The organism is Pedobacter sp. CAN_A7 (genome assembly GCF_015752175.1).
In the GTDB taxonomy this organism is placed as follows: domain Bacteria; phylum Bacteroidota; class Bacteroidia; order Sphingobacteriales; family Sphingobacteriaceae; genus Pedobacter.
On the sequence record NZ_JADOUW010000002.1, the window covers coordinates 1,072,120 to 1,097,848 of the forward strand.

21 protein-coding genes are annotated in these 25,729 nt (G+C 40.6%); 12 read left to right on the forward strand and 9 right to left on the reverse strand.

The window, feature by feature from the left end:
• Window positions 1–2: 2 nt before the first annotated feature.
• The gene (locus IWX76_RS10735) at window positions 3–578 is read right to left on the reverse strand and encodes a thymidine kinase (RefSeq protein ID WP_196859880.1); all 576 of its coding nucleotides are present in this window, start codon (window positions 576–578) and stop codon (window positions 3–5) included.
• 100 nt (window positions 579–678) lie between these two features.
• On the opposite strand from IWX76_RS10735, the gene IWX76_RS10740 reads away from it, so the two are divergent.
• Entirely contained in the window at window positions 679–1,560 is an 882-nt protein-coding gene (locus IWX76_RS10740; protein ID WP_196859881.1) for a hypothetical protein, read from the forward strand.
• Here the strand turns inward: IWX76_RS10740 and rodA are convergent.
• The 7 genes from rodA to purN all read right to left on the reverse strand — a co-directional run bounded on the left by rodA (window position 1,553) and on the right by purN (window position 9,478).
• Entirely contained in the window at window positions 1,553–2,818 is a 1,266-nt protein-coding gene (rodA, locus tag IWX76_RS10745; protein WP_196859882.1) for a rod shape-determining protein RodA, read from the reverse strand. The genes IWX76_RS10740 and rodA overlap by 8 nt on opposite strands.
• Window positions 2,819–4,777 carry a penicillin-binding protein 2 gene (mrdA, locus tag IWX76_RS10750; protein ID WP_196859883.1) on the reverse strand — a complete coding sequence of 653 codons (1,959 nt, stop codon included), beginning with the start codon at window positions 4,775–4,777 and terminating at the stop codon, window positions 2,819–2,821.
• Window positions 4,777–5,292 carry a rod shape-determining protein MreD gene (locus IWX76_RS10755; protein ID WP_196859884.1) on the reverse strand — a complete coding sequence of 172 codons (516 nt, stop codon included), beginning with the start codon at window positions 5,290–5,292 and terminating at the stop codon, window positions 4,777–4,779. Before IWX76_RS10755 ends, mrdA begins: the two co-directional genes overlap by 1 nt.
• Entirely contained in the window at window positions 5,285–6,121 is an 837-nt protein-coding gene (gene mreC / locus IWX76_RS10760) for a rod shape-determining protein MreC (RefSeq protein WP_196859885.1), read from the reverse strand. Before mreC ends, IWX76_RS10755 begins: the two co-directional genes overlap by 8 nt.
• Before the next feature lie 68 nt (window positions 6,122–6,189).
• Window positions 6,190–7,212 carry a rod shape-determining protein gene (locus IWX76_RS10765; protein WP_196859886.1) on the reverse strand — a complete coding sequence of 341 codons (1,023 nt, stop codon included), beginning with the start codon at window positions 7,210–7,212 and terminating at the stop codon, window positions 6,190–6,192.
• 88 nt (window positions 7,213–7,300) lie between these two features.
• Complete coding sequence (gene purH, locus IWX76_RS10770) at window positions 7,301–8,827, reverse strand: bifunctional phosphoribosylaminoimidazolecarboxamide formyltransferase/IMP cyclohydrolase (RefSeq protein WP_196859887.1); 1,527 nt, start codon at window positions 8,825–8,827, stop codon at window positions 7,301–7,303.
• A 72-nt stretch (window positions 8,828–8,899) separates the two neighbouring features.
• On the reverse strand, window positions 8,900–9,478 hold the full coding sequence (purN, locus tag IWX76_RS10775; protein WP_196859888.1) for a phosphoribosylglycinamide formyltransferase: 579 nt from the start codon (window positions 9,476–9,478) through the stop codon (window positions 8,900–8,902).
• Between the two features lie 750 nt (window positions 9,479–10,228).
• On the opposite strand from purN, the gene rpsT reads away from it, so the two are divergent.
• The 11 genes from rpsT to IWX76_RS10830 all read left to right on the forward strand — a co-directional run bounded on the left by rpsT (window position 10,229) and on the right by IWX76_RS10830 (window position 23,712).
• Window positions 10,229–10,483, forward strand: coding sequence for a 30S ribosomal protein S20 (gene rpsT / locus IWX76_RS10780; RefSeq protein WP_196859889.1), 255 nt, complete (start codon window positions 10,229–10,231; stop codon window positions 10,481–10,483).
• A gap of 61 nt (window positions 10,484–10,544) precedes the next feature.
• Entirely contained in the window at window positions 10,545–11,243 is a 699-nt protein-coding gene (gene radC, locus IWX76_RS10785) for a RadC family protein (RefSeq protein WP_196859890.1), read from the forward strand.
• A gap of 37 nt (window positions 11,244–11,280) precedes the next feature.
• Window positions 11,281–13,677, forward strand: a complete 2,397-nt coding sequence (pheT, locus tag IWX76_RS10790; protein ID WP_196859891.1) for a phenylalanine--tRNA ligase subunit beta — start codon at window positions 11,281–11,283, stop codon at window positions 13,675–13,677.
• A gap of 44 nt (window positions 13,678–13,721) precedes the next feature.
• Window positions 13,722–14,012, forward strand: coding sequence for a hypothetical protein (locus tag IWX76_RS10795; RefSeq protein WP_196859892.1), 291 nt, complete (start codon window positions 13,722–13,724; stop codon window positions 14,010–14,012).
• Window positions 14,013–14,043: 31 nt separating this feature from the next.
• The gene (locus IWX76_RS10800) at window positions 14,044–14,334 is read left to right on the forward strand and encodes a cell division protein ZapA (RefSeq protein ID WP_196859893.1); all 291 of its coding nucleotides are present in this window, start codon (window positions 14,044–14,046) and stop codon (window positions 14,332–14,334) included.
• A 119-nt stretch (window positions 14,335–14,453) separates the two neighbouring features.
• Entirely contained in the window at window positions 14,454–16,016 is a 1,563-nt protein-coding gene (rny, locus tag IWX76_RS10805; protein ID WP_196859894.1) for a ribonuclease Y, read from the forward strand.
• A gap of 93 nt (window positions 16,017–16,109) precedes the next feature.
• Window positions 16,110–16,610 (forward strand): Mpo1 family 2-hydroxy fatty acid dioxygenase, encoded by a 501-nt coding sequence (locus IWX76_RS10810; RefSeq protein ID WP_196859895.1) that lies wholly within the window; start codon window positions 16,110–16,112, stop codon window positions 16,608–16,610.
• Between the two features lie 112 nt (window positions 16,611–16,722).
• Window positions 16,723–19,509: a TonB-dependent receptor gene (locus IWX76_RS10815; RefSeq protein WP_196859896.1), complete on the forward strand. Its 2,787-nt coding sequence runs from the start codon at window positions 16,723–16,725 to the stop codon at window positions 19,507–19,509.
• A gap of 111 nt (window positions 19,510–19,620) precedes the next feature.
• Complete coding sequence (locus IWX76_RS10820) at window positions 19,621–21,069, forward strand: hypothetical protein (RefSeq protein WP_196859897.1); 1,449 nt, start codon at window positions 19,621–19,623, stop codon at window positions 21,067–21,069.
• Between the two features lie 253 nt (window positions 21,070–21,322).
• Window positions 21,323–22,558 (forward strand): NlpC/P60 family protein, encoded by a 1,236-nt coding sequence (locus IWX76_RS10825; RefSeq protein ID WP_196859898.1) that lies wholly within the window; start codon window positions 21,323–21,325, stop codon window positions 22,556–22,558.
• 14 nt (window positions 22,559–22,572) lie between these two features.
• Window positions 22,573–23,712, forward strand: a complete 1,140-nt coding sequence (locus IWX76_RS10830) for a dipeptide epimerase (RefSeq protein ID WP_196859899.1) — start codon at window positions 22,573–22,575, stop codon at window positions 23,710–23,712.
• A gap of 156 nt (window positions 23,713–23,868) precedes the next feature.
• Here IWX76_RS10830 and IWX76_RS10835 read toward each other — a convergent pair whose 3' ends face one another.
• Window positions 23,869–25,617 (reverse strand): lysophospholipid acyltransferase family protein, encoded by a 1,749-nt coding sequence (locus IWX76_RS10835; RefSeq protein WP_196859900.1) that lies wholly within the window; start codon window positions 25,615–25,617, stop codon window positions 23,869–23,871.
• Window positions 25,618–25,729: the final 112 nt, after the last annotated feature.

The following is a 25,729-nucleotide window of genomic DNA, read 5'->3' on the forward strand; positions in this document are numbered from 1 at the left end:
GGTTACTCTACTAAATTGTAACAGTAGCGGCAGCGAGGCTCGTAACTTTCCTTCTCGCCAAGTAATATGGTTGCATCACTGGCAACTTTGCGGTAGGAATACATGGCCGGACTGCCACAACATACGCATACAGCATTAACTTTAGTCACTAGTTCTGCAATGGCCATTAAGGCAGGCATCGGACCAAATGGTTTCCCAATGAAGTCCATGTCTAAGCCAGCAACAATAACTCGAATTCCTTTCGCAGCAAGAATATTACAAATATCCGGCAAGTTTTCATCGAAAAATTGCGCTTCGTCTATGCCTACCACCTGGGTGTCAGCTGCTAAAAATAAGATTTCTGCAGAGTTATTAACAGGGGTAGATTGAACAACATTTTGATCGTGGGAAACTACATTCGTTTCATTATACCTGATGTCTGTAGTGGGTTTAAAGATCTCTACTTTTAGTTTAGCAATCTCGGCCCTTTTGAGTCTTCTAATCAATTCTTCCGTTTTTCCGGAGAACATAGAGCCGCAAATGACTTCAATACTTCCGTGATATAAACCCCTTTTGTAATTTTGTTCGCTGTATAACATCCTGTTTGTTGAAACTTTAGAGCCGGCAAATATCGAAATTTAGTCGTACTTTTGGGTGTCAAGTTACCAACATAAAACTGCAAATTTACCGTTATTACCTATGATGAACCAGGAAGACCTATTTAAAAAAATCGGGCACATACTCTCAGAACTTCAGGAACAATACCAGTATATTGCTGAGCATCCGCAAAACCTGAATGGATTAGAAGTAGAGCTCATGTTGTCTAATGCTAATTTTTTAACCGACCATATACAGATTGTTCGCAAAACACTCAACCATCAGGAAACGAAGGCTTTACCTCAACATACAGAATCCTCTCCTGAACAAATACAAAGGGTATCCAGCAATGAAATTGTGCCTAAAGATTTGCCGCTCCAGAATAAATTTGAATTCGAAGAAAAACAAGTTGACCAGCTTTTTAACCGTGCTTTAACACCGGAAGAACAAGCTATTATCGCTAAAAAACAACAGTTGAATAAACCGGTAGAAATTGTTCCGGAAGCTGTGTTTATCCTTCCTGAGCCTGAAGTGGAGAAGGAACCGGAGCCAGTAACCCCTATTATTGAGGAGCGCCCGGATGTAATTGAAATTACACCAGTTGAAGAGACCCCTCCTTTAGTTATTCCTACTGCGCCAGTAGTAGAGACCTCCATTGCTGAAAAGCCAGTAAAACCCACTTTAAATGAGTTATTGGCCAATAACATGCAGACCACTGAAAAAGCAGATCATCCTGCATCAGAAATCAAAGATTTAAAGCAGGCCATTAGCCTGAATGATAAACTGGTGTTTGTGAAAGATTTATTTCATGGTTATAACCTGGCCTATGCTGAGGTGATTGACCTGTTAAACAAAATGCCTGATTACAAATCAGCCGATACTTTTTTACAACATAATTATGCGGTTAAAAACGACTGGAAGAATAAACAAGCGACGGTTGAGCGTTTTTATCAGTTGTTAAAAAGACGTTTCCCGGCTAAATAAAGCCCATCCTGTTCGAATCCAGCTTAAGAAAGATAAACAACAGTACGGTAAAACTCCATAACGATGATCCACCGTAACTGATAAAGGGTAGGGGGATTCCAATCACGGGTACGATGCCGATGGTCATTCCGATGTTGATAAACACGTGGAAGAAAATAATACTTGCTACACAATAACCATAGACCCTGGAAAACTGTGAACGTTGCCGTTCAGCCAGGTTAATAATGCGCAGCAACAGGAAGGCATAGAGCCCAATGAGCACTGTGCAGCCTACAAAACCCCATTCTTCGCCAATCGTCGAGAAGATAAAATCGGTGCTTTGTTCGGGTACATAACCATATTTGGTTTGTGTACCTAATAAAAATCCACGTCCCAATACTTGTCCTGAACCAATGGCAATCTGCGATTGGATCACATTATAACCCGCCCCTTTAGGATCCGTTTTCAACCCCAGCATAATTTCAATCCTGCTGCGCTGGTGTGGCTCCAATACCTTGGTATAAGTAAGCTTCACCAGAAATAAATAGGCAATGGCGATGATCGTAGCCAGGGCAATGGAAAACATCATCTTTTGCTTCCTTTTGTTCAGGTAAATAAAATAGGCGCCCACCGCAATAATGACTGGGATATTGACATACAAAGGCAAGAGAAAACAAGCAATAAATAGCACAATCATCCCTAGAAAAATCAGCAGGAAATAACCTGACAATCCTTCCCGGTATAATGGAAACATGAATGATAGAAAGACCAATGCAGAACCCGCATCGGGCTGCATCATGATGAAAAATAAAGGGACTGCAACAATAAGGCCTGCAAACAGAATGGACTTGAAGTCTTTAAATTTAGGCGTAAAGGTGCTGATGTATCTTGCCAGCAACAATGCCGTACCAAATTTAGCGAACTCTGAGGGTTGCAGCCTGAAACTACCAATGGGAATCCAGGCCTGGTTACCAGCTACTTTACGGCCAACCACCAGCACTATGATAAGCAGGATGATGGTAACGCCATAGATGATTGGGGAGAAGACACTGAAGAATTTTGCATCAAGCAATAAGATAGAAAATCCTACAATCAAGCCAGTTACAATAAAGATCAGTTGTTTACCGTAATTACTGCTGAAATCGAAAAAGTCGGCATGGTCCGGGTTAAAGATCGAAGCATATATATTTACAAAACCAATGGAACATAGGGCCAGGTAAAGCAAGATGGTAATCCAGTCTACATTAAAAAAGAACCTGTTGCCTTGTTGATTGATCATTTATTTTCCTGTTATTTCGTTGTTAATGGTTACTGTAGTGGGTGCAGTCGGTACCACATTTTTAATAACGGGCGCCTCCACTTCTTTTTTCAGGGTATCTGCCTTTTTAGGAAGCCACTTTCCTTTTGGTTTCGGAATTTCAGGTAGCACGTTCTGTGCTTTTATCCATTCCATTTGTTTCAGCTTAGCAGGTGCTACAGAACGGTTCAAGTACATCTCGGTCATATAGCTGGCAATTGGCGCGGCATAAGTACTTCCGTATCCGGCATTTTCTACAATTACCGCAATGGCAATTTTAGGATTATCACGTGGGGCGAAACCTATAAAAACACTATGGTTTTTTCCATGTGGGTTTTGTACCGTACCGGTTTTACCAGCCATGACAATATTAGGAATGCGCGAGGCCGAAGCTGTACCCCATGGGCTATTCACAGCATCCTCCATCCCGTCAATAACGGGGTCAAAGTGTCGCTCATCAATACCAACATAGTTTTTCTCTACATACTCCTTATCGATCGTTCGTTTATCGCCAATGGCTTTAATTAGATGTGGTTTTACGTAATACCCCTTATTGGCAATTACGGCCATGATATTGGCCATCTGTAATGGGGTAGTACTTAACTCGCCCTGACCCAAACCCAGGGAAATAACCGTAGTATATCTCCAATATTTTCCAAAACGGTTGTTGTATTCTTCGGCTGTAAAGATGGTGCCTTTACGCTCAAATGGCATGTCGATATCCAACTTTTGGCCAATGCCCCATTTACGCACTTTTTTTGCCCATTCATCGTAGGCTACCTTCTGGTTTTTATATTTCTTTTGTGTAATCAGTTTTTCGAAAACATAACATGCATAGGTATTGCAGGAACGGGCTAGCCCTTTTCGTAAAGCAATGTTGCCATCTACGTGTTCACATTTTACCCAATGGTTTCCTGCACGGTAACCACCGGGACAATTGAAAGTTGTATTAGGGTCAATTACGCCCTCCTGAAGTCCAATCAAGGCGTCTAATGGTTTAAAAGCGGAACCGGGTGAATAATAACCCGAAATGGGGCGCACAAGGAAAGGACGGTTCGGCTGTCCGAAAATATCCATGTAGTTATTTCCCTGCTGGCGACCAACCATACGGTTAGGATCATAACCCGGACTGCTCACAAAGGCCAGTACTTCGCCCGTTTTAGGTTCGATGGCAACAATACTTCCTACCTTATTTTGCATGAGTTCTTCACCTAAACGCTGGATCTCCATGTCTATGGAAGAAATGACTTTCTCGCCCGAACGGGCCAGCGTGTCAAATTTACCTTCCAGGTAACTGCCTTGCGGCACATTACGGGCGTCATACATCATGTTAATTACACCGCGTTCCCCACGTAAGGCGTCATTATACGAGCGTTCTATACCCGATTTACCAATATAATCGCCGGGGCGGTAATAGCCTTCACTCTCTTCAATATCTTTAGGTGATACTTCTTTCACATAACCAAAAAACTGGCCGGCTACACTGTCGGGATAATGCCTAACGGTTCTACCCTGTACCAGAAAACCGGGAAAGCGGGAAAGTTTTTCCTGCAAGGCGGCATAGGTTTGCACCGATAACTGTTTTTCAAAAGCAGAAGGCTGATACCTGGATTGGGCAACAGCCTTGTCAAAACGTTTTTTGAAACCTGGCATGTCGATACCAATAGTATTGCAAAAGTCTAGCGTGTCAAAAGCTTTTACCTGATTAGGGATCACCATAAGGTCGTATACCGGTTCATTTTGAACCAATACTTTGCCATTCCGGTCGTAAATCACCCCTCTGGCCGGGAAGGTGTAAATTTTACGCAGTACATTGCTGTTAGACAGCAGGAAGTACTTGTCGTTTAGCACCTGCATGTAGAAAAGCTTGCCAATCAAAACCAGGCAAATCACAAGGATTAGTCCTTGAATGGTATATTTTCTACTAAACAAATTGTCCATTAACGTAATTTCCGATTATAGAAGATGAATTCAATTAATAAAATCACAAACCAGGTTAAAATTCCACTCAACAGACAGCGCATCAGCGTATAACCGATCTCACTGAACTTAAAAGCTTCTAAAAGGAATAAAACCAGGTGATGGGAAAATATACACAAAAGTGAGTAAAAAGAAAACCATCTGAATCCCATATTTCCTAAAGTAGGCTCCGTCTCATCAAAATTATCACGATTCACACTAATGGCAATAAATTGTATCCTTACAAAAACCAGGGTTACACAGGCAGAGGCATGCACACCAAGGGTATCATAAAAAGCATCTAAAGTTAATCCGGTTCCAAAAGCTATCAGGTATAACAGCAGGTTGGGCATTCCAAATGGAAGCAGTAACAAAAATAGAACATAAGGGAAAGGAGTCGCCAGTTCATAAAAGCTCAAATTTCTTAGCAGTATGATTTGAATAAACAGGAGGATAAACCACCTTACAATATTGATCAGTATAAGTTTGCTAGTCATTTGGTAATTTAGATTCTAGAGTTTTTTGTTCCTCCGCAAATTTATCTTTTATTACATAAACATACGTTAACGTGCTGAAATCGTTAAATAAGTCAATCCCGATCGTCAGGAAATTATCGCCGGTAGCCACACCCGTATTACTTATTCTCCCTACAGGAATGCCGGGAGGGAAGGAGCCGAAACCTGAGGTGACCACGGTATCCTTTAAATTAATTTTAAAGTGATTAGGGATATCTTTTATATAAGCTTTATGGTGATTGAAATTCCGTTCGCCCCATACCAAAGAGCCTAAAACATTATTCTTTTTAATGTTCACACTTATCTTAGTGTCTTTATGTAAAAGCGATTGTATGGTAGCGAGGTGTTCTGATGCATCGCGTACAAAACCAACTACCCCTTTTATAGGAGAGATAACAGCCATACCAGTTTTAATGCCATCTGCACTGCCTTTATTAATGGTAATGATGTTGTTCCGTAAAGTGATGGAATTTTTAATTACCCTGGCGGCCAGGTAGGTGTATTGCTGTTTAGTCAGCGTATCTGAAACGGTTACGTCTTTTGCACTGTCTATGTTTCTCATCTTGAGTAACTGAGAATAAAGTTGTGCATTTTCAAGCGCCAGGCTATCATTAACCTGCCCCAATGACAAATACCTTTTAAACACGTTGAGGTTCTCATAAGCATTTCCAACCAGGTGGTTGGTGGAGTTAATGGTAACACTCCGTTGGTAAGCATTATTCCTAACCGTAAGGACGATTCCTGTAACCAGGAAAATGATAAGAAAGAAAAATGCGTTGTATCTGTTAATAAAAATCCAAAGGTTACGCATAGTTTCAGAATTGGAGTAAGGTTACAAGTTGTTCGTATGGGATACAAACAACTTGTAATCCGACTTCTTTATTGCATTAAGAATTTATAACCACCAATATTTTTAAGTGCGATCCCTGTTCCGCGAACAACCGCCCTTAGCGGATCTTCGGCAACGTGTACAGGTAACTTGGTTTTTGCAGCCACACGTTTATCAAGGCCACGTAATAAGGCTCCACCGCCAGTTAAATAGATCCCGGTCTGGTAAATATCTGCCGATAATTCCGGTGGTGTAATTTCAAGTGCTTTAAGAATTGCTTCTTCAATTTTTGAAATAGACTTATCAAGGCAATGTGCAATTTCTGTATACGAAACCGTAATTTGTTTTGGTACACCTGTCATTAGGTCTCTTCCCTGTACGGCAAAGTCGCCAGGAGGATCCTGTAATTCAGGTAAAGCAGCACCAACTTCAATTTTGATTTTTTCTGCGGTTCGGTCACCAATCATTATGTTGTGCTGGCGGCGAATATAGTTAACAATATCAGAGTCAAAGTTGTCTCCGGCAACACGGATCGACTGGTCGCATACAATACCAGATAAAGCGATAACCGCAATTTCTGTTGTACCACCACCGATATCGATAATCATGTTTCCCATAGGCTCTTCCACGTCAATACCAATACCTACTGCAGCAGCCATTGGCTCATGGATCAGGTATACTTCCTTGGCACCGGCAATTTCTGCCGAGTCACGTACAGCACGTTTCTCCACCTCTGTAATTCCCGAAGGAATACAGATCACCATACGCAGCGATGGAAACATCCATCCCTTGCCACCATTCAGCATGCGAATCATGCCTTTAATCATGGCTTCAGCAGCGTTGAAATCAGCAATCACGCCGTCTTTCAAAGGTCTGACCGTACGAATATTATCGTGGGTTTTACCTTCCATTTGCATGGCTTGTCTGCCTATCGCGATAATTTTGTTCGTTTGTCTGTCAAAAGCCACGATAGAGGGCTCATCTACTACTACTTTATCGTTATGTATAATCAGGGTATTAGCGGTGCCTAAATCGATAGCAACCTCTTGCGTAAACCAGTTAAATAAACCCATTTATAGGTGAAGATTATGTATTTAAAAATAATATGTACAATACTAATGTAAAACTACACCTTTTTATTGTATTTCATGACAATTATAATTAGTGTTTGAAATGTCTGATTCCGGTTGTTACCATGGCAATTCCTTTCTCGTTTGCCTTGTTCACAGAATCGGCATCTTTAATGGAACCACCTGGTTGCAACACAGCTGTAATTCCTGCTTCAGCAGCAATTTCAACGCAATCCGGGAAGGGGAAAAATGCATCAGAAGCCATCACTGCACCCTTTAAACTAAAGTTAAAAGCATCTGCTTTTACTATCGCTTGTTTCAAAGCATCCACCCTTGATGTTTGCCCTACACCACTTGCTAATAAGGTGTTGTTTTTAACAAAAACGATGGTGTTGGATTTGGTATGTTTCACAATTTTATTAGCGAAAAACAGATCGTTTAACTCTTCAGCTGTGGCTTGTTTTTCCGTAACGCTCGTCATCTGTTCTGGACCTTCGATAATTAAATCTTTATCCTGCTCAATTACCCCGTTTAATAAGGTCTTGAATTGTTTTTTGCTTAACTCAACGTCCTTACGTTCTAATATCACCCTGTTCTTTTTAGCTTTAAACAGTTCCACTGCTGCTGGCTCGTAGGAAGGAGCAATTAACACTTCGAAAAACAATTTGTTGATTTCTGTAGCGGTAGCCAAATCAATTTCACGGTTGGCAATTAATACCCCACCGAAAGCTGAAACCGGGTCACATGCCAAAGCATCGATCCAGGCATTTAAAATGGTTTCCCTCGACGCAATTCCACAAGCATTGGTATGTTTTAAGATCGCTACCGTTGGTGTTTCGAACTCGTCAATTAATGCTACTGCTGCATCTACGTCAACTAAGTTATTATACGAAAGTGCTTTACCGTTTAATTTGGTAAACATGTCGTCAAGGTTACCATAAAAAGTACCTTGCTGGTGTGGGTTTTCGCCATAACGCAAAGATTCTGCATCATTGATGCTTTGTTTGAATACCGTTAATGGTTCTTCCTGATTAAAATAGTTGAATATTGCGGTGTCGTAGTGTGAAGAGGTCTGGAAAGCTTTTTTAGCATAAGCTTTACGTTGTGCCAGGGTAGTTTCGCCGTTTTGTGCAGCTAACTGTTCTTCTAATGAACTGTAATCTGCTTTTGAGGCAATGATCACCACATCGTTAAAGTTTTTGGCTGCTGCCCTGATCAGGGAGATACCACCAATGTCAATTTTTTCAATGATTTCTGCTTCTGCGCCACCCGCTTTTACAGTTTCTTCAAAAGGATATAGGTCAACAATCACTAAGTCAATTTCAGGAATTTCGTATTCCGCGATCTGTGCCTTATCTTCATTTAAGTTCCTGCGGTTTAAGATACCACCGAAAACTTTGGGGTGTAAAGTTTTTACACGGCCGCCTAATATAGAGGGGTAACCTGTTAAGTCTTCCACTGCAGTAACCGGTAAATTCAAGTCTTTGATAAACTGTTCTGTACCGCCTGTAGAGAATAATTGTACACCTTGTTGCGCTAAAAGGCGAACAAGAGGTTCCAGGCCATCTTTGTAATAAACTGAGATTAAAGCGTTTTTGATCTTTATTGATTGACTCATTAGAGGTGATTTTTGAGCCGCAAAAATAAGGATTTTAAGCGATAAATTTTTGTTGAAAACGAATAAAATTCCTTACTTTTTTATCTTCTTTAAAATACTGTCCACCACACGTGGGAAATGCAGGTGTTCCAGCTGCTGACCTTTGAATTTAATCAGCTCCAGGTTATCGTTGGTATCGATCTTATAACGTGCCTGGTAAATGTATTCGCCCTCGTCGTATTTTTCATCCACATAGTGGATGGTAATGCCACCTTCAGCTTCACCGGCTTGTAATACGGCATTGTGCACATGATCGCCATACATGCCCTTACCGCCATACTTAGGTAATAACGCGGGGTGTATGTTGATGATGCGTCCCGGATAGGCGGCCAACAGGTTTTTAGGGATGAGCCATAAAAATCCAGCTAAAACAATCAGGTCGATATCCAGGTTTTTCAACATATTGATGATCGAATCGCTGTGGTAAAACTCATCACGGGTAAAAATATGTGATGGAATCTCGAAGTTATCGGCGCGTTGTAATACAAAGGCGTCAGGATTATTGGTCAGTACCAGCGCAATTTCCACATCGCTACGGTCCATAAAATGTTCCATTAATTTCTGGGCATTGGAGCCGGAGCCGGAGGCGAATATGGCAATACGTTTTTTCATAGCGATGGTCTGTCCTCCAAAAATAGCATTTAAATGGAGAATGACGAGTTTGGATGCTTAAATACTGTATTCAGGCAGATAAAACACCGGCACTACTTGTGATGCGCTTTAGGTAAATGCGCTTTTTTTTAATTAACTTAACCTTTGGTAAACCAACGATTTAAGGAGGATCGAGTATCGCCTGCAGCACAGTAAAATAGATTAGGTAAGGTATGGCTATTGATTCATTAAATGAAATTAAATTGCCTTTAACTTATTTAAAAATCTTTTTTATATCGAGCTATTCAACAGATATACACTCTGCAAAGCATGCGAAAAGTAGAAAGACTTTCGACAGGGCCTACACCTGCGTCCATATTGAGTCCAAGTTAAGTCCAAGTTGTAACCAAGTTTTCTTTAAGAAAAACATGGACTTACTATACATTATAATTGTAGAGAATTTTGATTTAGGGATAGACATAGTTTAGCTTATAATTTCTTTAAACTATATGGGTGTTGCACTTCCGACTTGTGGCTCCTATTGCCAATCGGCCACCACAAATAGGGCTGGGTAGTTTTATTTTCAAACACAGTCGTGTATATCTTAAGATTCTGCGTATCTTTGTAGGGATAAGGATGCCAATCGTTAGTTCGATATGTTGTGTTAAGTTGCTAGATTGAAATTATTTATAATATCATTTTGCATTTTAAAAACATAAGCTATATATTTGCAGTCCGAAAAAATATAGAAAAATCAAAGGCTAAAGAACAATGGCAAATCATAAATCCTCTTTAAAAAGAATTAGAGCAAACGCAACTAAGCGTCTACGTAATAGATACCAAGCTAAAACCACACGTACTTTTATCAAAAGACTTCGTGGTGCTGAAGATCAAAAAACTGGACAAGAGTTATTACCAAAAGTGATTTCCATGTTAGATCGTTTAGCTAAGAAAAATGTTATTCACAAGAATAAAGCAGCTAACAACAAATCGAAACTAACTAAGTTTGTTAATAGCTTAAAATAAATATAGCTTTACAATATTGTAAAACGGGATAGGCTTTGGCTTATCCCGTTTTTTTGTTTCTATGGATACATATGAACAAAAAATAGGGATCAAGCTTTGGGCAGAAGCTGACCGTCCGCGGGAGAAACTGTTGCTTCACGGGCGACGTTATTTAAGTGATGCTGAACTGATCGCCATCCTCATTGGTTCCGGTAACCGACAGGAAACTGCTGTCGATCTCAGTAAACGCATCCTCGCGGCTTCTGACAATAATCTCGATTTATTAGGGAAAGTCTCCATCACCGATCTGGCTAAATTTAAAGGTATCGGTTCTGTAAAAGCCATTTCCATTGTTGCCGCCCTGGAGCTGGGCAGGCGCAGAAAAGAAAGTTCATCCTCCCCAGTATTAAAAATAACAGGCTCCCGCGATGCCTATGAATTACTATCGCCGATGATGGCCGACCTGAACCATGAAGAATTCTGGGTACTGATTTTAAATCGCGCCAATTTTGTGAAAGCCAAAATCATGATCAGCAGGGGAGGGCAATCCGGTACGGTGGTTGATCCTAAAATCATTTTTAAATGTGCGCTTGACAATAATGCAGCGGCCATGATCATTGCGCATAACCACCCCTCGGGAAATTTAAAACCCAGCGCAGAAGACTTAAAGGTGACCAAACGTTTGGTCGATGCCGGGAAAATGATGGATCTGCCGGTGCTGGACCACTTAATTATTGCTGATAAGCTATTCTTTAGTTTTGCAGATGAGGGATTACTTTGATATTTTATATCTTTGCCTCTTATACTGATAACATAACATGAAGATCTCCTATAACTGGCTCAAACAATATATACAAACCGATAAAACCCCACAAGAAATTTCCTTAATACTAACTGATATTGGCCTGGAAGTAGAAAGCCTTGAAAAAGTGCAACCTATAGCCGGCGGATTAGAAGGACTTGTAATTGGTAAAGTAGTTACCTGCATCCAACATCCAAATGCAGATCGCCTGCGGGTAACCACGGTAGATGTTGGTCGACCAGAATTGTTAACTATTGTTTGTGGTGCGTCCAATGTTGCTGCCGATCAGAAAGTAGTGGTGGCTACTGTTGGTACCACGGTATATCCAAACGAAGGAGAACCTTTTAAAATAAATAAATCTAAAATACGCGGTGAAGCTTCTGAAGGTATGATCTGTGCAGAAGATGAAGTTGGCCTGGGTGTTTCTCATGATGGCATTATGGTGTTGCCCGAAACGACCGAAATAGGTATGGCGGCAAAGGAATATTTCAAGATGGAAGACGATTACCTGTACGAAATTGGTTTAACACCAAACCGTGCAGATGCAGCGTCGCACCTTGGTGTGGCCAGAGATTTGGCTGCCTATTTCCGTACGGAATTGACCATGCCTGATGTAGCTGGTTTTGAACCTCAAAATCAGGATTTAGTTATTGATGTACAGGTAGAAGATACAACCGCTTGTCCGCGTTACAGCAGTGTAAGCATCAGTGGGGTTACCGTTAAAACATCGCCCGACTGGCTGCAAGATAAGTTAAAAGTGATTGGCATTCGACCTATCAATAATATAGTAGACATTACCAATTATGTATTGCATGATTTGGGTCAACCTTTACATGCTTTTGATGCCGATCAGATCAAAGGTAAACAGGTGATTGTTAAAAAATGTGCAGAAGGAACACCGTTTGTTACTCTTGATGGGCAGGAACGTAAGTTAAGTGCAGAAGATTTAATGATCTGTGATGCCGAAAAAGCAATGACGATTGCGGGTGTGTATGGAGGTAAAAACTCAGGGGTTACAGAAGCCACCACCAATGTGTTTTTAGAAAGTGCTTATTTTAATTCGGTTGCTATCCGTAAAACGGCGAAAAGACACAGCTTAAAAACTGATGCTTCTTTCCGTTATGAAAGAGGTACCGATCCGGAGATGACGGTTTATGCTTTAAAAAGAGCGGCCTTGCTGATCCAGGAATTGGCTGGTGGAGTAATTAGTTCTGAGGTTTCAGACTTGTATTCTAGTCCGGTTAATCCATTTGACGTGGAAGTAAGTTATGCCAACATCACGAAGCTAATTGGCGTAGCCATTCCAGCAGCAGAAATTAAGGCAATTATCGAAGCCTTAGGCATTACGGTAGTTTCTGAAAACGAAGAACAATTGTTTTTAGCTGTGCCTGCTTATAAAGTAGATGTTACCCGTGAATGTGATATTACCGAAGAAGTTTTACGCATCTATGGTTACAACAATGTAGAGATTCCGAGTAAAGTAAATGCTTCTTTGTCATTTACCACTAAACCTAATAAAGAGCAAACACAGCATGTGATTGCTGATTTGTTAACCGCTAATGGATTTTTAGAAATCTGGTGTAACTCCTTAACTAAAGAAGCTTATTCACTGCAGCCTGAAGAGGCGGTTAAAATTTTGAACCCTTTAAGTTCAGATTTAAATGTGATGCGTCAGAATTTGTTGATGCCGGCTTTAGAAAGTGTAGCCTACAACCTAAACAGACGTCAGCCCGACATTAAGTTTTACGAATTCGGTAAAACGTATCACCTGGTGAATGAAAAGTACAAGGAACGTGAGCGTTTGCTGATCATATTATCTGGCATGAACCAATCGGAACAATGGAACCAGAAAAGTACTCCTGTTAGTTTCTATCATATTAAAGCAGCAGTTGATGCAGTGATTGGTCGTTTAGGACTAAGCACTTACCAGACGGAGGAAATTAGCAATGACGATTTCACCTATGGCATTAGGTATTATAGGGGAGATAAAACATTGGTGAGTTATGGTACGGCCACAGCAGCTGCTAAAAAGAAAGCCGATGTAGATAAAGATGTTTTCTATGCTGATTTTGATTGGGCTTTATTGCTTGATATGGTTAGGAAAAATAAGATTGTGAACAAAGAAGTTCCTAAATACCCGGCCGTGCGAAGAGATTTATCATTATTGGTCGATATGTCCGTTACTTTCGAAAGTTTAAAGACCATTGTTTTTAAAACGGAGAAGAAACTGATCAAAAATATACAGGTTTTCGATGTGTATTTGGGTGATAAACTGCCGGAAGGCAAAAAATCTTATGCATTAAGCTTTACGCTACAGGATGAAGAGCAAACCTTAACCGATAAGCAAATTGATGCGGTTATGCAAAAGATTATATATAACTTAGCGCAAACAGCGAAAGCAGAAATCAGATAATAATTTGTTTATCCTGGATTTAGATAAAATTAACGTTTAATAACATGACTTCGGTTGCAGATCAATTAGATACAGTATTACAGAAAACAGCTCGGTTAATCGAGTTATGCAATGCTTTGCAGGAAGAAAATGATTTGTTAAATGCTGAAAATCAATCCATCAGGAAAAACCTCGATGCAGAGAAGGTCAAGAATAGCACACTCGAAGAAAAAATGAGGGTGTTAAAGCTGGCTAAAAGCCTGGAGGGTACAAGTGAGAAGTCGCTTGATATAAAGCAAAAAATTAACGAATTTGTGCGTGAGATTGATAAATGTGTCGTGTTGCTTAAAAAGTAAGGAATACTAGAAAAGTGAAACAAAGCTAAAAATGGGAGAAATCTCGATAAAAATAACTATTTCTGACCGTATCTACCCCTTAAAGGTGAGTACGGAAGAGGAAGAAATTGTAAGGCGTGCAGCCAAGATTATTAACGAACGCATAAAAGACTACCAGGAGAATTATGCGGTAAGAGATAAACAAGATTTACTCTCTATGGCCGTGCTGCATTATGCAACAGCGGTATTAAGAGTAGAGAACCAGGTGCAAAACCAGGATGCTGCAGTTGCCGATAAGGTGGAAGAATTAGATAGTTTATTAAACGATTTCTTTGCCAAATAGGAACGTTCTTTATAGCTCAACAGGTTTAACGGATGTTAAATCATATGTTTCACCGGTTTCCTTTTAAGTAATGCTATCCACATAACTTAGAATTAATTACGGTTTTTTATAAAATACAAATGGAAATAATTGGAATAATAGGATACATACTAGCCGGCCTGGCCATCGGTTTAGTTTCAGGGAGATACCTGCTTCGCAGTTTATGGAAAAAGCAAGAAGTAGCGGCCCAAACGAAAGTTAAAAAAATCTTAAAAGATGCGGAGCAAAGCGCCGACATCATGAAAAAAGATAGGTTACTCGAAGCAAAAGAGAAGTTTCTGCATTTAAAATCAGAACACGAGCAGGAAGTAAATTCAAAAAACAACCAGATCAACCAACGCGAGAATGGTGTTAAGCAGAAAGAGCAGAGTCTTAACCAGCGTATGGAAAACCTAAACCGCAAAGAGCAGGAATTAGATAACCAAAAGAAACACCTAGAAAAACAAACGGAGCTAGCCATTAAAAAACAAGAAGATGTAGACTTGTTGAAAACGCAGCATGTGAAACAATTGGAAGCTATTGCAGGCCTTAGTGCCGAAGAAGCGAAAAACCAATTGGTAGAGAACATGAAAGAAGAAGCGCGTTCTCAGGCCATGATTCAGGTGAAAGATATTGTTGATGAAGCTAAGTTAACGGCAACGAAAGAAGCCAAAAAAGTAGTCATTCAGACCATTCAACGTACGGCTGTAGAAGCGGCAATTGAAAATACCGTGTCTATTTTCCACATTGAAAGTGACGAGATTAAAGGTCGTGTTATTGGTAGAGAGGGTAGGAACATCCGTGCCCTGGAAGCCGCTACAGGTATTGAAATCATTGTTGATGATACCCCGGAGGCGATTATCCTATCTGGTTTCGACCCCGTAAGACGTGAAATTGCCCGTTTGGCTTTACACCGTTTAGTTACTGACGGTCGTATCCACCCGGCACGTATTGAAGAGGTGGTTGCTAAAACCAAGAAACAAATTGAAGAAGAGATTGTAGAAATCGGCGAACGTACCGTGATCGATTTAGGTATACATGGTTTACACCCGGAACTGATCAGAATGGTTGGGCGTATGCGTTACCGTTCTTCTTACGGACAAAACTTATTACATCACTCCCGCGAGGTAGCCAATTTCTGTGCTACCATGGCAGCAGAATTAGGCTTAAATGCAAAAATGGCTAAACGCGCAGGATTACTTCATGATATAGGTAAAGTGCCTGATGATAACCCAGAATTGCCACACGCAATTTTAGGAATGCAACTGGCAGAGAAATACAAGGAACATCCTGAAATCTGTAACGCTATTGGTGCTCACCATGACGAGATCGAGATGACTTCTATGATTTCACCTATCATTCAGGCTTGTGATGCTATTTCAGGTGCTCGTCCGGGTGCCAGACGTGAAGTGGTAGAAAGTTACATTAAACGTTTAAAAGAACTGGAAGAGCTTGCATTATCTTACCCAGGCGTAGAAAAGACCTTTGCCATACAGGCAGGTAGAGAATTGCGTGTTGTGGTAGAAAGTGAAAGGGTAACCGATCAGCAGGCTGAACTGTTAGCCGCTGATATTTCTAACCGTATCCAAACAGAGATGACCTACCCAGGTCAGATCAAAGTAACGGTAATTAGAGAAACACGCTCTGTTTCGTTCGCGAAATAGGCTGAGTTATATTACAATCATATTATTGGAAAAGCGATGGATTATCTATCGCTTTTTTTATTTTTACAGGAATCGAGTTTTAACAACAAATTCATGAAAACCAACACTAAAAGCCATATCGACGTACTTTTTGATAAATATGCGGACAACCACCAACATCCTTCCAATGAGTTGATTCATTGGGTATGTGTGCCCCTCATCGTATTTAGTCTTTTAGGATTGGTGTGGTGTATCCCTTTTCCATACCTTGAATTTATGGGGCGTTACAATGGTTACGTGAATTGGGCTTCCTTTTTAATTGCCTTCTCCATTTATTACTATTATAAACTGTCGCCAGTCATGTCATACTTTATGCTCCTGGCAGTTTTTGTGATGAGCATGCTCATTGTACAATTGGAGAAGGTGGAAGCCAATGGAGGTCCTGCAGTTTGGCTGGTTTGTGCCGTTATCTTTGTGTTGGCCTGGATAGGCCAATTTATCGGTCATAAGATAGAAGGGAAGAAACCCTCATTTTTAGAAGATGTTAAGTTCTTGTTAATCGGCCCTATTTGGTTATTGCACTTCATATGCAAGAAAATAGGCATTCGTTATTGATCCAAAGCTCATTTAACATTAAGGTAACACTAAGGTTAACGAATGGTAACCTTTAGCTAACTTCAAGGTAACCTGGCCGTAATACTTTTGTCCTAAACAAAATTAGGATAAATTGAAACCACAAATAAAACTTAGAGCGATAATTACCATCATTTGTGTGATTATCAGTGCAACAGTTTTTGCACAAGGAACCGGAAAGATCTCCGGAACGGTATCGGATAAAAAATCCGGGGAAACACTGATTGGTGTTACCGTTAAAATTAAAGGTACCAATACAGGTATTGCCACAGATGTAGAGGGAAGGTACTCGCTGACCGGCCTGGCTGCAGGTAACCATATCCTTACTTATCAATACGTAGGATATAACGGCAAAGAAATTAGTGATGTCGTTGTTACAACCGGACAAAACACCATCCTTAATGTGATCCTTGAAGAATCAAACCTGCAGAATCTTGCTGAGGTAGTGATTCAGGGTTCCTTCAAAAAGGAAAGTGTGAACGCGCTGTATGCAAAGCAGAAAAACAATGCCGCCATATCTGATGGTATTTCATCGGAGCTGATTAAAAGATCGCCGGATCGTAACACTTCTGATGTATTAAAAAGAGTAAGTGGCGCAACCATCCAAGACAATAAGTTTGTGGTAATCAGGGGGCTAAGCGATCGTTATAATACGGCTATGCTTGATGGGGCATCACTGCCAAGCACCGAGCCGAACAGGAAAGCCTTTTCTTTCGACATCGTTCCTTCCAACCTGGTTGACAACTTAATCATTAACAAGACTGCTACACCAGATCTGCCTGCAGATTTCACTGGTGGAGCCATTCAAATTCAAACTAAAGATATTCCTGAACAAAACTTCGTTACTTTTGGCGTAGGTGCCGGTTATAATACCGCTTCTACCGGTAAGGATTTTTTAAGTGGTCCGCGTACCGCCTCCAACTACTTTGGTTTTGATGATGGTAAAAAACAATTACCTACAAACTTCTTTACCACCGACCAGATTGTAAATGGCTTAACAGCAGAACAAAATGTAAAAGCTTTAAGAAGTTTACCACAAGACTGGAATATCTACAAACGTTCTGCTTTACCTACGCAAAACTACCAATTTACGGTAGGTAGGGTAAAAGACCTGAAAAATAATTCTAGGTTAGGTGCTATTGTATCCCTTACGTACCGGAATGCACAAACCATTAACCAGGATGTAGTACGTGATTATTATGATTATGACTACAGTGATGATGTGTACAAGTTTTCAACCAATATTGGTGCGCTTGCCAATTTCGCCTATACATTTGGAAAGAATAAAATTACCTTCAAAAATATCTACAATAGAATTTATGATGATCAGTTTTTATCCAGAACCGGATCAAACCAAGCTACCCAAAGTGATGTCAAGTTCTTTGCCTTTGATTTGCTGCAAAAATCATTATTCAAATCTACAGTAGAAGGTAATCACCAGTTAGGCGTTAAGAATGCTAAGATAGACTGGTCATTAAGTTACAGCAATGTACTGAACGATCAACCTGATCAACGTAAAGTAAGTTACACCAGGCTATTCTCTGATGCCAGCAATCCTGATGTTGGTTTCGGTGCAAACCTATCTACTTTAGGGAAAGAAAACACCAGGTTATTTTCTAAGCTTAATGAAGATAGTTATTCTGCTGGTGTTAATTTCACCATGCCGGTTAACCTGTTTAGCAAAAGCAGCACTTTCAAAGCTGGGTTAAACAGTCAGTACCGCGACCGTACCTTTGATGTTCGTTTCCTGGGGATGTTATTAAGAACAGATGATGCCGATATCAGAGAACGCAATTTAAATCAATTGTTCAGCAGTGATTTAATCAACAACAACATCTATAAATTAGATGAGATTCCAAATTTCCAGGATTCTTATTCAGGAAACTCCTTAACGAACGCTGCCTATGCGATGCTGGATAACCGCATCGGTGATAAAGCGAGAATTGTATGGGGTGCCCGTGTAGAGCAGTTTAACCTGGATTTGCAAGCTAAACAAGCTTCCTTATCGCCAGTGAAACAAAATTATATCGATGTATTACCATCGGCTAATTTTACTTACAGCCTGACGGATAAAATAAACTTAAGGGCATCATATTACCGTACGCTTGCCCGTCCTGAATTCAGGGAACTAGCCATATCCTCGTACTATGATTATGAGTTATTGGCATTCCAACAAGGTAACCCAAATTTGGAGCGTTCTACTATCAATAACATGGATGTGCGTTTTGAATTGTATCCTTCGGCAGGACAGATTATCTCGGTATCAGGTTTCTACAAAAAATTTGATAATGCCATTGAAACTTTAAATAGTGATGCAGGTTCGACCAGAATTGTGACCTATTTCAATTCAGATAAGGCAACCGTTTATGGAGTGGAGTTTGAGGTTCGTAAAACCCTTGATTTTATCTTAGCCAATGATTTTATGCGTAATACAACGGCTTATGCCAATCTGTCGCTGATCAAATCAACGGTTTCTAATCCGGAAGATAGTGGCTTGTTTTTACAAGATGGTGATCGTCCGATGGTGGGACAGGCACCATATGTAATCAATGCCGGTTTACAACATAGCTTTTTAGACAATAAGTTCAATTTTAATGCCCTGTATAATAAGGTAGGTCGTCGTTTAGCTATTGCTGCCGGTGTAGTTTATCCTGCTGTTTGGGAAGCACCCCGCGATGTAATTGATTTACAATTGGGCATGAAAGTGTTGAAAAACAAAGGTGAACTTAAATTTAACGCAGGCGATTTATTAAACCAGCGCAGCGTATTGTATTACGATCAGAACACCAACAAGAAATATGATGGAAGTCCGGTTGACGATACGTTGAGCAGCTATAAATCAGGCAGCAACTTTTCTGTCGCATTCTCTTACTCTTTCTAATGTTAATTCATTATCAACACAATACCAACTAACATAACAATTACTTAAAATACAGTTCATGTTGTGGTGATAACAAAATAACATCTTTGAATATCATAAATAAATAAAACTATGAAAAAACAATTTTTAGCTTCTGCCTTAATCGCTCTTGTATTTATGGCAAGCTGTTCAAAATCGACAATGGACGATTCACCAGTTAATCCAGTAGATCCAGGTAACAATACAGGTGTAGTAGAAGTTACAGGTGATGTTACTGCCGCCACTAAATGGACTGCAGATAAAATCTATTTATTAAAAGGTAATGTATTTGTAACGAATAACGTTGTTTTAACGATCGAACCAGGTACCATTATTAAAGGTGATAAATCAACTAAAGGTGCTTTAGTGATTACCCGCGGTTCGAAAATTGAAGCCGTAGGTACTGCTGAGAAACCAATTGTATTTACATCAAACATTGCTGCTGGTGCACGTGGTCCTGGCGACTGGGGTGGTTTAGTTATCCTAGGAAAAGCGAAAAACAACTTAGGTACTTCAGTACCAATTGAAGGTATTTCTGATGCAACCGAAAAAGGTAAACATGGTGGTACAGAAGACGCTGATAATTCAGGTACTTTAAAGTATGTACGTGTTGAATATGCAGGTATTCCATTAGGACCAGATAATGAAATTAACGGTATCACTTTTGGTAGTGTTGGTTCTGGAACCACTGTTGATTATGTTCAGGTTTACCGTTCTGGTGACGATGCTTTCGAATGGTTTGGTGGAACAGTTAATGCAAAACACTTAGTTGCTGTAGGAACATGGGATGATGACTTTGATACCGATAACGGTTTCTCAGGAAAAATTCAGTTTGCTGTTGCACAACGTTTAGCTTCTGTTGCTGATGTATCTGGATCAAATGGTTTTGAATCTGATAACATGAGTAGTGGTGAAAATAACCTTCCTCAAACTTCAGCTGTTTTTGCTAACGTTACGGTAGTAGGTCCGGTAGATAAAGCTGGTGCAGGTAGCATCAATGCAAACTATCAACATGCTGCACAGATTCGTCGTAATTCTGCCATCAGCATTTTTAACTCTGTATTTGCAGGCTATACTGAAGGTATTTTTTATGACGATGAAAGACCATCAGGTAAAACAGAAAATTCTAGTAATGCTTTATTAACAGGAAAGTCTGTTTTTGCAAACAACCTTGTATTGGGCAGCAATGGAAAATCAAACCAGATTAAAGCGACTAGCGCAGCTACTTTAGCCTTAATCAGTGCAGGTTTAAACGTGAACAATACTTTCACTCCGGGTGCATATGCAGCTGATGTAATGGTTGATGCTTACAAATACGCTCCAGATGTAGTTGTAGCCGCTAAACAAGGTACACCTAACTTTACGGTAGTAGCGGGATCTGCAGCTGCCTCTGGCGCAATGTTTACACATGCAAAAGTTGCTGACACTTTCTTCGAAAAAGTAGCTCATAAAGGTGCTTTCGGAGCTACAGACTGGACGTCAGGATGGGCTAATTATAACCCACAAGCATTAGCTTACACAACTCCAGGTGCAGTAAAATAATTTTCATATCATCTCTAGTGTGTTAGGCAGGCCCGGTTATCCGGGCCTGCTTTTTTTTGTTTAAAATTTATGCTCATTAAACTTAACTCATAAATCATGCACCCATGGTGCATATATCACAGAATCACTTTATTGTAACAATTTGCGTGTTTGTGCGGGTTATTACTGAACATTGTTGCGTTTATTTGCAATATTTAAGGAATTATTTTTAGTCGTAACTCCTTATATTTACCATTCATGTTAATTTAGTCCTATGCGCTTTTCTAAATACCTCACACTTTTTTTTATTCTATTTGCCTGCCTGGGTTTAAAAGCCTCCGCAACAACAGATAGCCTGGTACTGAAAAAGATCAACAGCCTGGCTACAGCAGTAGGTAAATCACTTGCCCCGGACAAAAGAACCGCTGTTTACAACATACAGTTGAAAGACACTCCGGTTCCGGAACTGACGATAGAAACCACCTTGCCACAAGCTGTGGATTCACTGCGTGCAGCATTTACAACAGCAGGTATTAAATTAAATATTACGCCTAAATTATTGCCAGATGCCGCGTTAGGCGATCGGCGTTTTGCGGTTGTCACCTTATCGGTAGCTAACAACCGGCACACACCTTCGCATGGCGCCGAAATGATGACACAAATGATGATGGGTACACCGGTAGAATTGTTGAAAAAGCAAGGGGGCTATTACCTGGTCCGTTCGCCTGATTTATACATTTCCTGGGTGGATGGTGATGCTTTGGCTATCTTGAATGCTAAGGCTTTTGAAGATTGGAAAAGTGCTGATAAATTAATCTATACAGCCGATTTTGGCTTTTCTTATACGGAACCTCACATTAGTTCATTAAGGGTATCAGACCTGGTAAAAGGCAACCTTTTTAAACTGCTTGGTAAAGAAAAGGGTTTTTATAAAATTGCCTATCCCGATCAGCGCATTGCCTATATCCCATTAAAAGATGCTGCAGATTACCAGCCATGGGTAAAAAGGCCAAACCCTACTGCCGAACAGCTGCTGGCCACGGCAAAAACATTTATGGGTGTGCCATACCTTTGGGGGGGAACTTCCATTAAGGGCGTAGATTGTAGTGGTTTTACCAAAACTGCCTTTTTTCTACATGGAATTATCATCCCGAGGGATGCTTCGCAACAAGTGTTGGTAGGAGATGCCGTTGATGTTTTTGAAGCCGATACGGTTAACTTCCAGAAGTCGTTGAAAAACCTTTTACCTGGCGATTTACTGTTTTTTGCTTTAGCTAAAGGTAAAGTGCCAAACCCAAGAATTACACATGTAGCCATCTATATGGGTGGTGGCCGGTTTATCCAGTCGGCAGGCCGGGTGAAAATTAACAGCCTCGATCCTTCGGCAGCAGATTATGCCCCTTCACAGGCGCTCACCATGGTAAGTGCCCGCAGGATTCTGCCTTGTATCGGTACACCAGAGCTTACCCGGGTAGATCAACACCCATTGTATACCAACCTACAACCATGAATAATTGCTAAGTAATGAATAAAAGAAGAGACTTTTTAAAAAATACCGCCTTATTGGCTGGCGCCTCCATGGTAATGGGTAGCGCTCCACTATTGGCAAATGCCAGGGAAATACATGCAGGTAAAGGTGTCATGAAACTGCGTTTCAAACCTTATACATTACAATTGAATCATGTATTTACTTTAGCCACCAGTTCAAGGTCTACAACCCCCGTGGTACTTACCGAACTGGAATACAATGGCATTATTGGATATGGGGAGGCTTCGATGCCCCCATATTTAGGTGAATCGCATGAAACCGTGATGAAGTTCCTGGCCAAAGTTGATCTTTCAAAGTTTGATGATCCCTTCGAAATGGAAAACATCCTGAATTATGTAGACCACCTGGAACCCGGAAACCGTGCCGCTAAAGCGGCAGTGGACATTGCACTGCACGACCTGGTGGGCAAAATCATGAAACAGCCCTGGTATAAAATATGGGGGTATGATGCCAGTAAAACACCAGATACTTCGTTCACCATCGGCATCGATACGCCGGAAATGATCCGCAAAAAAGTGGTTGAAGCTGAGCCTTACAAGATTTTAAAAGTAAAACTTGGTCGCGATACTGATAAGGCAATGATTGAAACCATTCGTGACGTTACCGATAAACCCATTTGTGTAGATGTAAACCAGGGCTGGACAGATAAAGCTTTCGCTTTAGACATGGCTCATTGGCTGCATGAAAAGGGAGTGGTTTTTATTGAGCAAGGTATGCCTAAAGAACGCATTGACGATAATGCATGGTTAACGCAAAACAGTCCGATTCCAACCATTGGCGACGAGTCTGTGCAGCGATTAGAAGATGTGTTAAAAGCTCATCAGGTTTATAGCGGCATCAACATCAAACTGATGAAATGTACGGGCATGCGAGAAGCACATAGGATGCTGGAATTAGGGAAAGCGCTGAACATGAAAATCATGATAGGGTGTATGACCGAAACCTCCTGTGCCATATCAGCGGCGGCGCAATTGGCACCTATGGTTGATTGGGCCGATTTAGATGGGGCATTGCTTATTGGGAATGATGTGTATAAAGGAATGGATGTGGTGAATGGTAAAATTACCCTGAACGACCAGCCAGGACTTGGACTAAAGAAAATAAAAAACTATTAGTGGTCAGGATGAAGTTACTCAAACATTACGCTGATTTCACATTTACTTTACATGCTAAGTTTACATTTGTGGCATAGATAGTTGGTTATTATTTATGAATGAGTTTAGGTTTAGTTGAAATTAAAAAGCCCCGATGGATGTCGGGGCTTTTTATATTTAAAGGTTTTTTCCAATCCGCTCCAGCATTTCTGCCGGAATGTTCTTCGTGTCGACGACTAAAAAGCCATCCAGGCAATCTGAAAACTTAGGGTCTATGTTGAAACAAATAATCTTCGCATTAAGGTTCATGTATTGCCTTAACAACACCGGAATCTTTAAGTGTGTGTTTTCAATGTCAGAGATCAGGCTGTCTAAATCTTTTAGGGTTTCACTGTTTTCAAGCAACAGGTCATTATCAGGAGTTAAATCTGCTTTAAACTTGTTTTTAGGTTTAACATAATGCGCCAGCTCATAATCAAAATGGTGGCGGGTAATGTAATCGACCATTAGGGATTTAGAAAACTTAGAGAAATTGTTACTAATGCTTACCGGGCCAAACAGGTAGCGGTATTTAGGATTATCGATCAGGTATTTTAAAATGCCTCTCCACAGCAGAAACAGGGGTAAAGGTTTACCCTGGTATTCTTTCCTGATCCAGGACCTGCCTAATTCTATGCCCGTACGCAAAATGGGATAAAAAGGTTCCTTAATTTTAAAGAGTTCCGACAGGTAAAAACCCCGACGACCCATGGTGTCTAAAATCTCATCGCCTTTGCCAATCCGGTAGGCACCAACAATATTTTGCTTGTCCTGATCCCAGATAAAAAGATGGTTATAGTAGATGTCATAATTGTCGAGGTCTATTTTTTTATTGGTGCCCTCACCGATTTCGCGGAAGGTGATTTCCCGTAAACGTCCAATCTCGCGCAGGATGTTTGGGATTTTTGGCGTCGGACAAATGTACACTTCATACTTTTTTTCTGTCCACACCTTAAAATCTTCAAGTGTAGCTATTTCTCCAATGAGCTTAGCCATTGGAGTTTCCTCTATGATTGCAGCTGGTTTTTTTTTAATCTTAAAGAGTGCAATGGGATTAAACAATTTCTTCTCCTGCTCCAGGCCAGTGGCCAGGGCGTAAGTACGGGCACGTAAGAAATCGAGCAGTTTATTCGAGTTGTTTTTATAAGAGATGTCGTCGATTTGAATGGGCCTGCCAATCCTCACCTTCATTTTTAAACCCTGTTTGTTTAAAAACTCTGAAGGTAGTTTTGCGGTTCTCAACGTAGGGTGTATAAAACCCAGTAAATTAAACAAGATGCCATTATTACCATGAAAATAAATGGGTACAACCGGCACCTTGGCTTTGGCTATCAGTTTTCCAACTACCGGATGCCACAGGCGGTCGGTAATTTCCTGTTTATTCCTATCAAAAGTAGACACCTCGCCTGCAGGGAAGATGCCAATGGGAATATCATTTCGGATTAAATCAAAGGTAGCTTTTAAGCCACTGATGCTCGAACTGTGCTGCACATTCTCGAAGGGGTTAACGGCAATAAAGAACTCTTCCAGGTTGGGGATTTTTTTTAGGATAAAGTTAACCATCACCTTCGCCTCCGGCCGCACCATACAAAGCAGTTTGACCAGCGCTAAACCCTCGACTCCCCCATAGGGGTGGTTGGCAATGGCAATAAAACTACCCGTTTTAGGAATGTTTTTCAGGTCTTCTTCATCAAAGTCAATTTCTACACCAATGGTTTCTAAAATTTTATCTACGAATTCCAGCCCATTAAACTCCTTGTTTTGAGAGAAGACTTTATTGATGTCATTGAGCTTCATGACGGCCATGAGCAGGCCTGCCAAACCAGGAACACCAAGTTTATCAATCTTGGTTGCCTTTGCAAATTCCGTAGTGGTAATGATGTCCATTATTTAAGTTTGTTTTTTAATAGTGATGATACTGCTGGGAGCTTACTGTATTTGAAGGAGGGTAATGAAGGTTTCATTCCTGAGGGGGTTACAAATAAGAACAAAAATAAGC

Bases quoted from the DNA above. Each gene is read 5' to 3' on its own strand.
- IWX76_RS10735 (WP_196859880.1), bottom strand. From the start codon at position 578: ATGTTATACAGCGAACAAAATTACAAAAGGGGTTTATATCACGGAAGT.
- IWX76_RS10740 (WP_196859881.1), top strand. From the start codon at position 679: ATGATGAACCAGGAAGACCTATTTAAAAAAATCGGGCACATACTCTCA.
- rodA (WP_196859882.1), bottom strand. From the start codon at position 2,818: ATGATCAATCAACAAGGCAACAGGTTCTTTTTTAATGTAGACTGGATT.
- mrdA (WP_196859883.1), bottom strand. From the start codon at position 4,777: ATGGACAATTTGTTTAGTAGAAAATATACCATTCAAGGACTAATCCTT.
- IWX76_RS10755 (WP_196859884.1), bottom strand. From the start codon at position 5,292: ATGACTAGCAAACTTATACTGATCAATATTGTAAGGTGGTTTATCCTC.
- mreC (WP_196859885.1), bottom strand. From the start codon at position 6,121: ATGCGTAACCTTTGGATTTTTATTAACAGATACAACGCATTTTTCTTT.
- IWX76_RS10765 (WP_196859886.1), bottom strand. From the start codon at position 7,212: ATGGGTTTATTTAACTGGTTTACGCAAGAGGTTGCTATCGATTTAGGC.
- purH (WP_196859887.1), bottom strand. From the start codon at position 8,827: ATGAGTCAATCAATAAAGATCAAAAACGCTTTAATCTCAGTTTATTAC.
- purN (WP_196859888.1), bottom strand. From the start codon at position 9,478: ATGAAAAAACGTATTGCCATATTCGCCTCCGGCTCCGGCTCCAATGCC.
- rpsT (WP_196859889.1), top strand. From the start codon at position 10,229: ATGGCAAATCATAAATCCTCTTTAAAAAGAATTAGAGCAAACGCAACT.
- radC (WP_196859890.1), top strand. From the start codon at position 10,545: ATGGATACATATGAACAAAAAATAGGGATCAAGCTTTGGGCAGAAGCT.
- pheT (WP_196859891.1), top strand. From the start codon at position 11,281: ATGAAGATCTCCTATAACTGGCTCAAACAATATATACAAACCGATAAA.
- IWX76_RS10795 (WP_196859892.1), top strand. From the start codon at position 13,722: ATGACTTCGGTTGCAGATCAATTAGATACAGTATTACAGAAAACAGCT.
- IWX76_RS10800 (WP_196859893.1), top strand. From the start codon at position 14,044: ATGGGAGAAATCTCGATAAAAATAACTATTTCTGACCGTATCTACCCC.
- rny (WP_196859894.1), top strand. From the start codon at position 14,454: ATGGAAATAATTGGAATAATAGGATACATACTAGCCGGCCTGGCCATC.
- IWX76_RS10810 (WP_196859895.1), top strand. From the start codon at position 16,110: ATGAAAACCAACACTAAAAGCCATATCGACGTACTTTTTGATAAATAT.
- IWX76_RS10820 (WP_196859897.1), top strand. From the start codon at position 19,621: ATGAAAAAACAATTTTTAGCTTCTGCCTTAATCGCTCTTGTATTTATG.
- IWX76_RS10825 (WP_196859898.1), top strand. From the start codon at position 21,323: ATGCGCTTTTCTAAATACCTCACACTTTTTTTTATTCTATTTGCCTGC.
- IWX76_RS10830 (WP_196859899.1), top strand. From the start codon at position 22,573: ATGAATAAAAGAAGAGACTTTTTAAAAAATACCGCCTTATTGGCTGGC.
- IWX76_RS10835 (WP_196859900.1), bottom strand. From the start codon at position 25,617: ATGGACATCATTACCACTACGGAATTTGCAAAGGCAACCAAGATTGAT.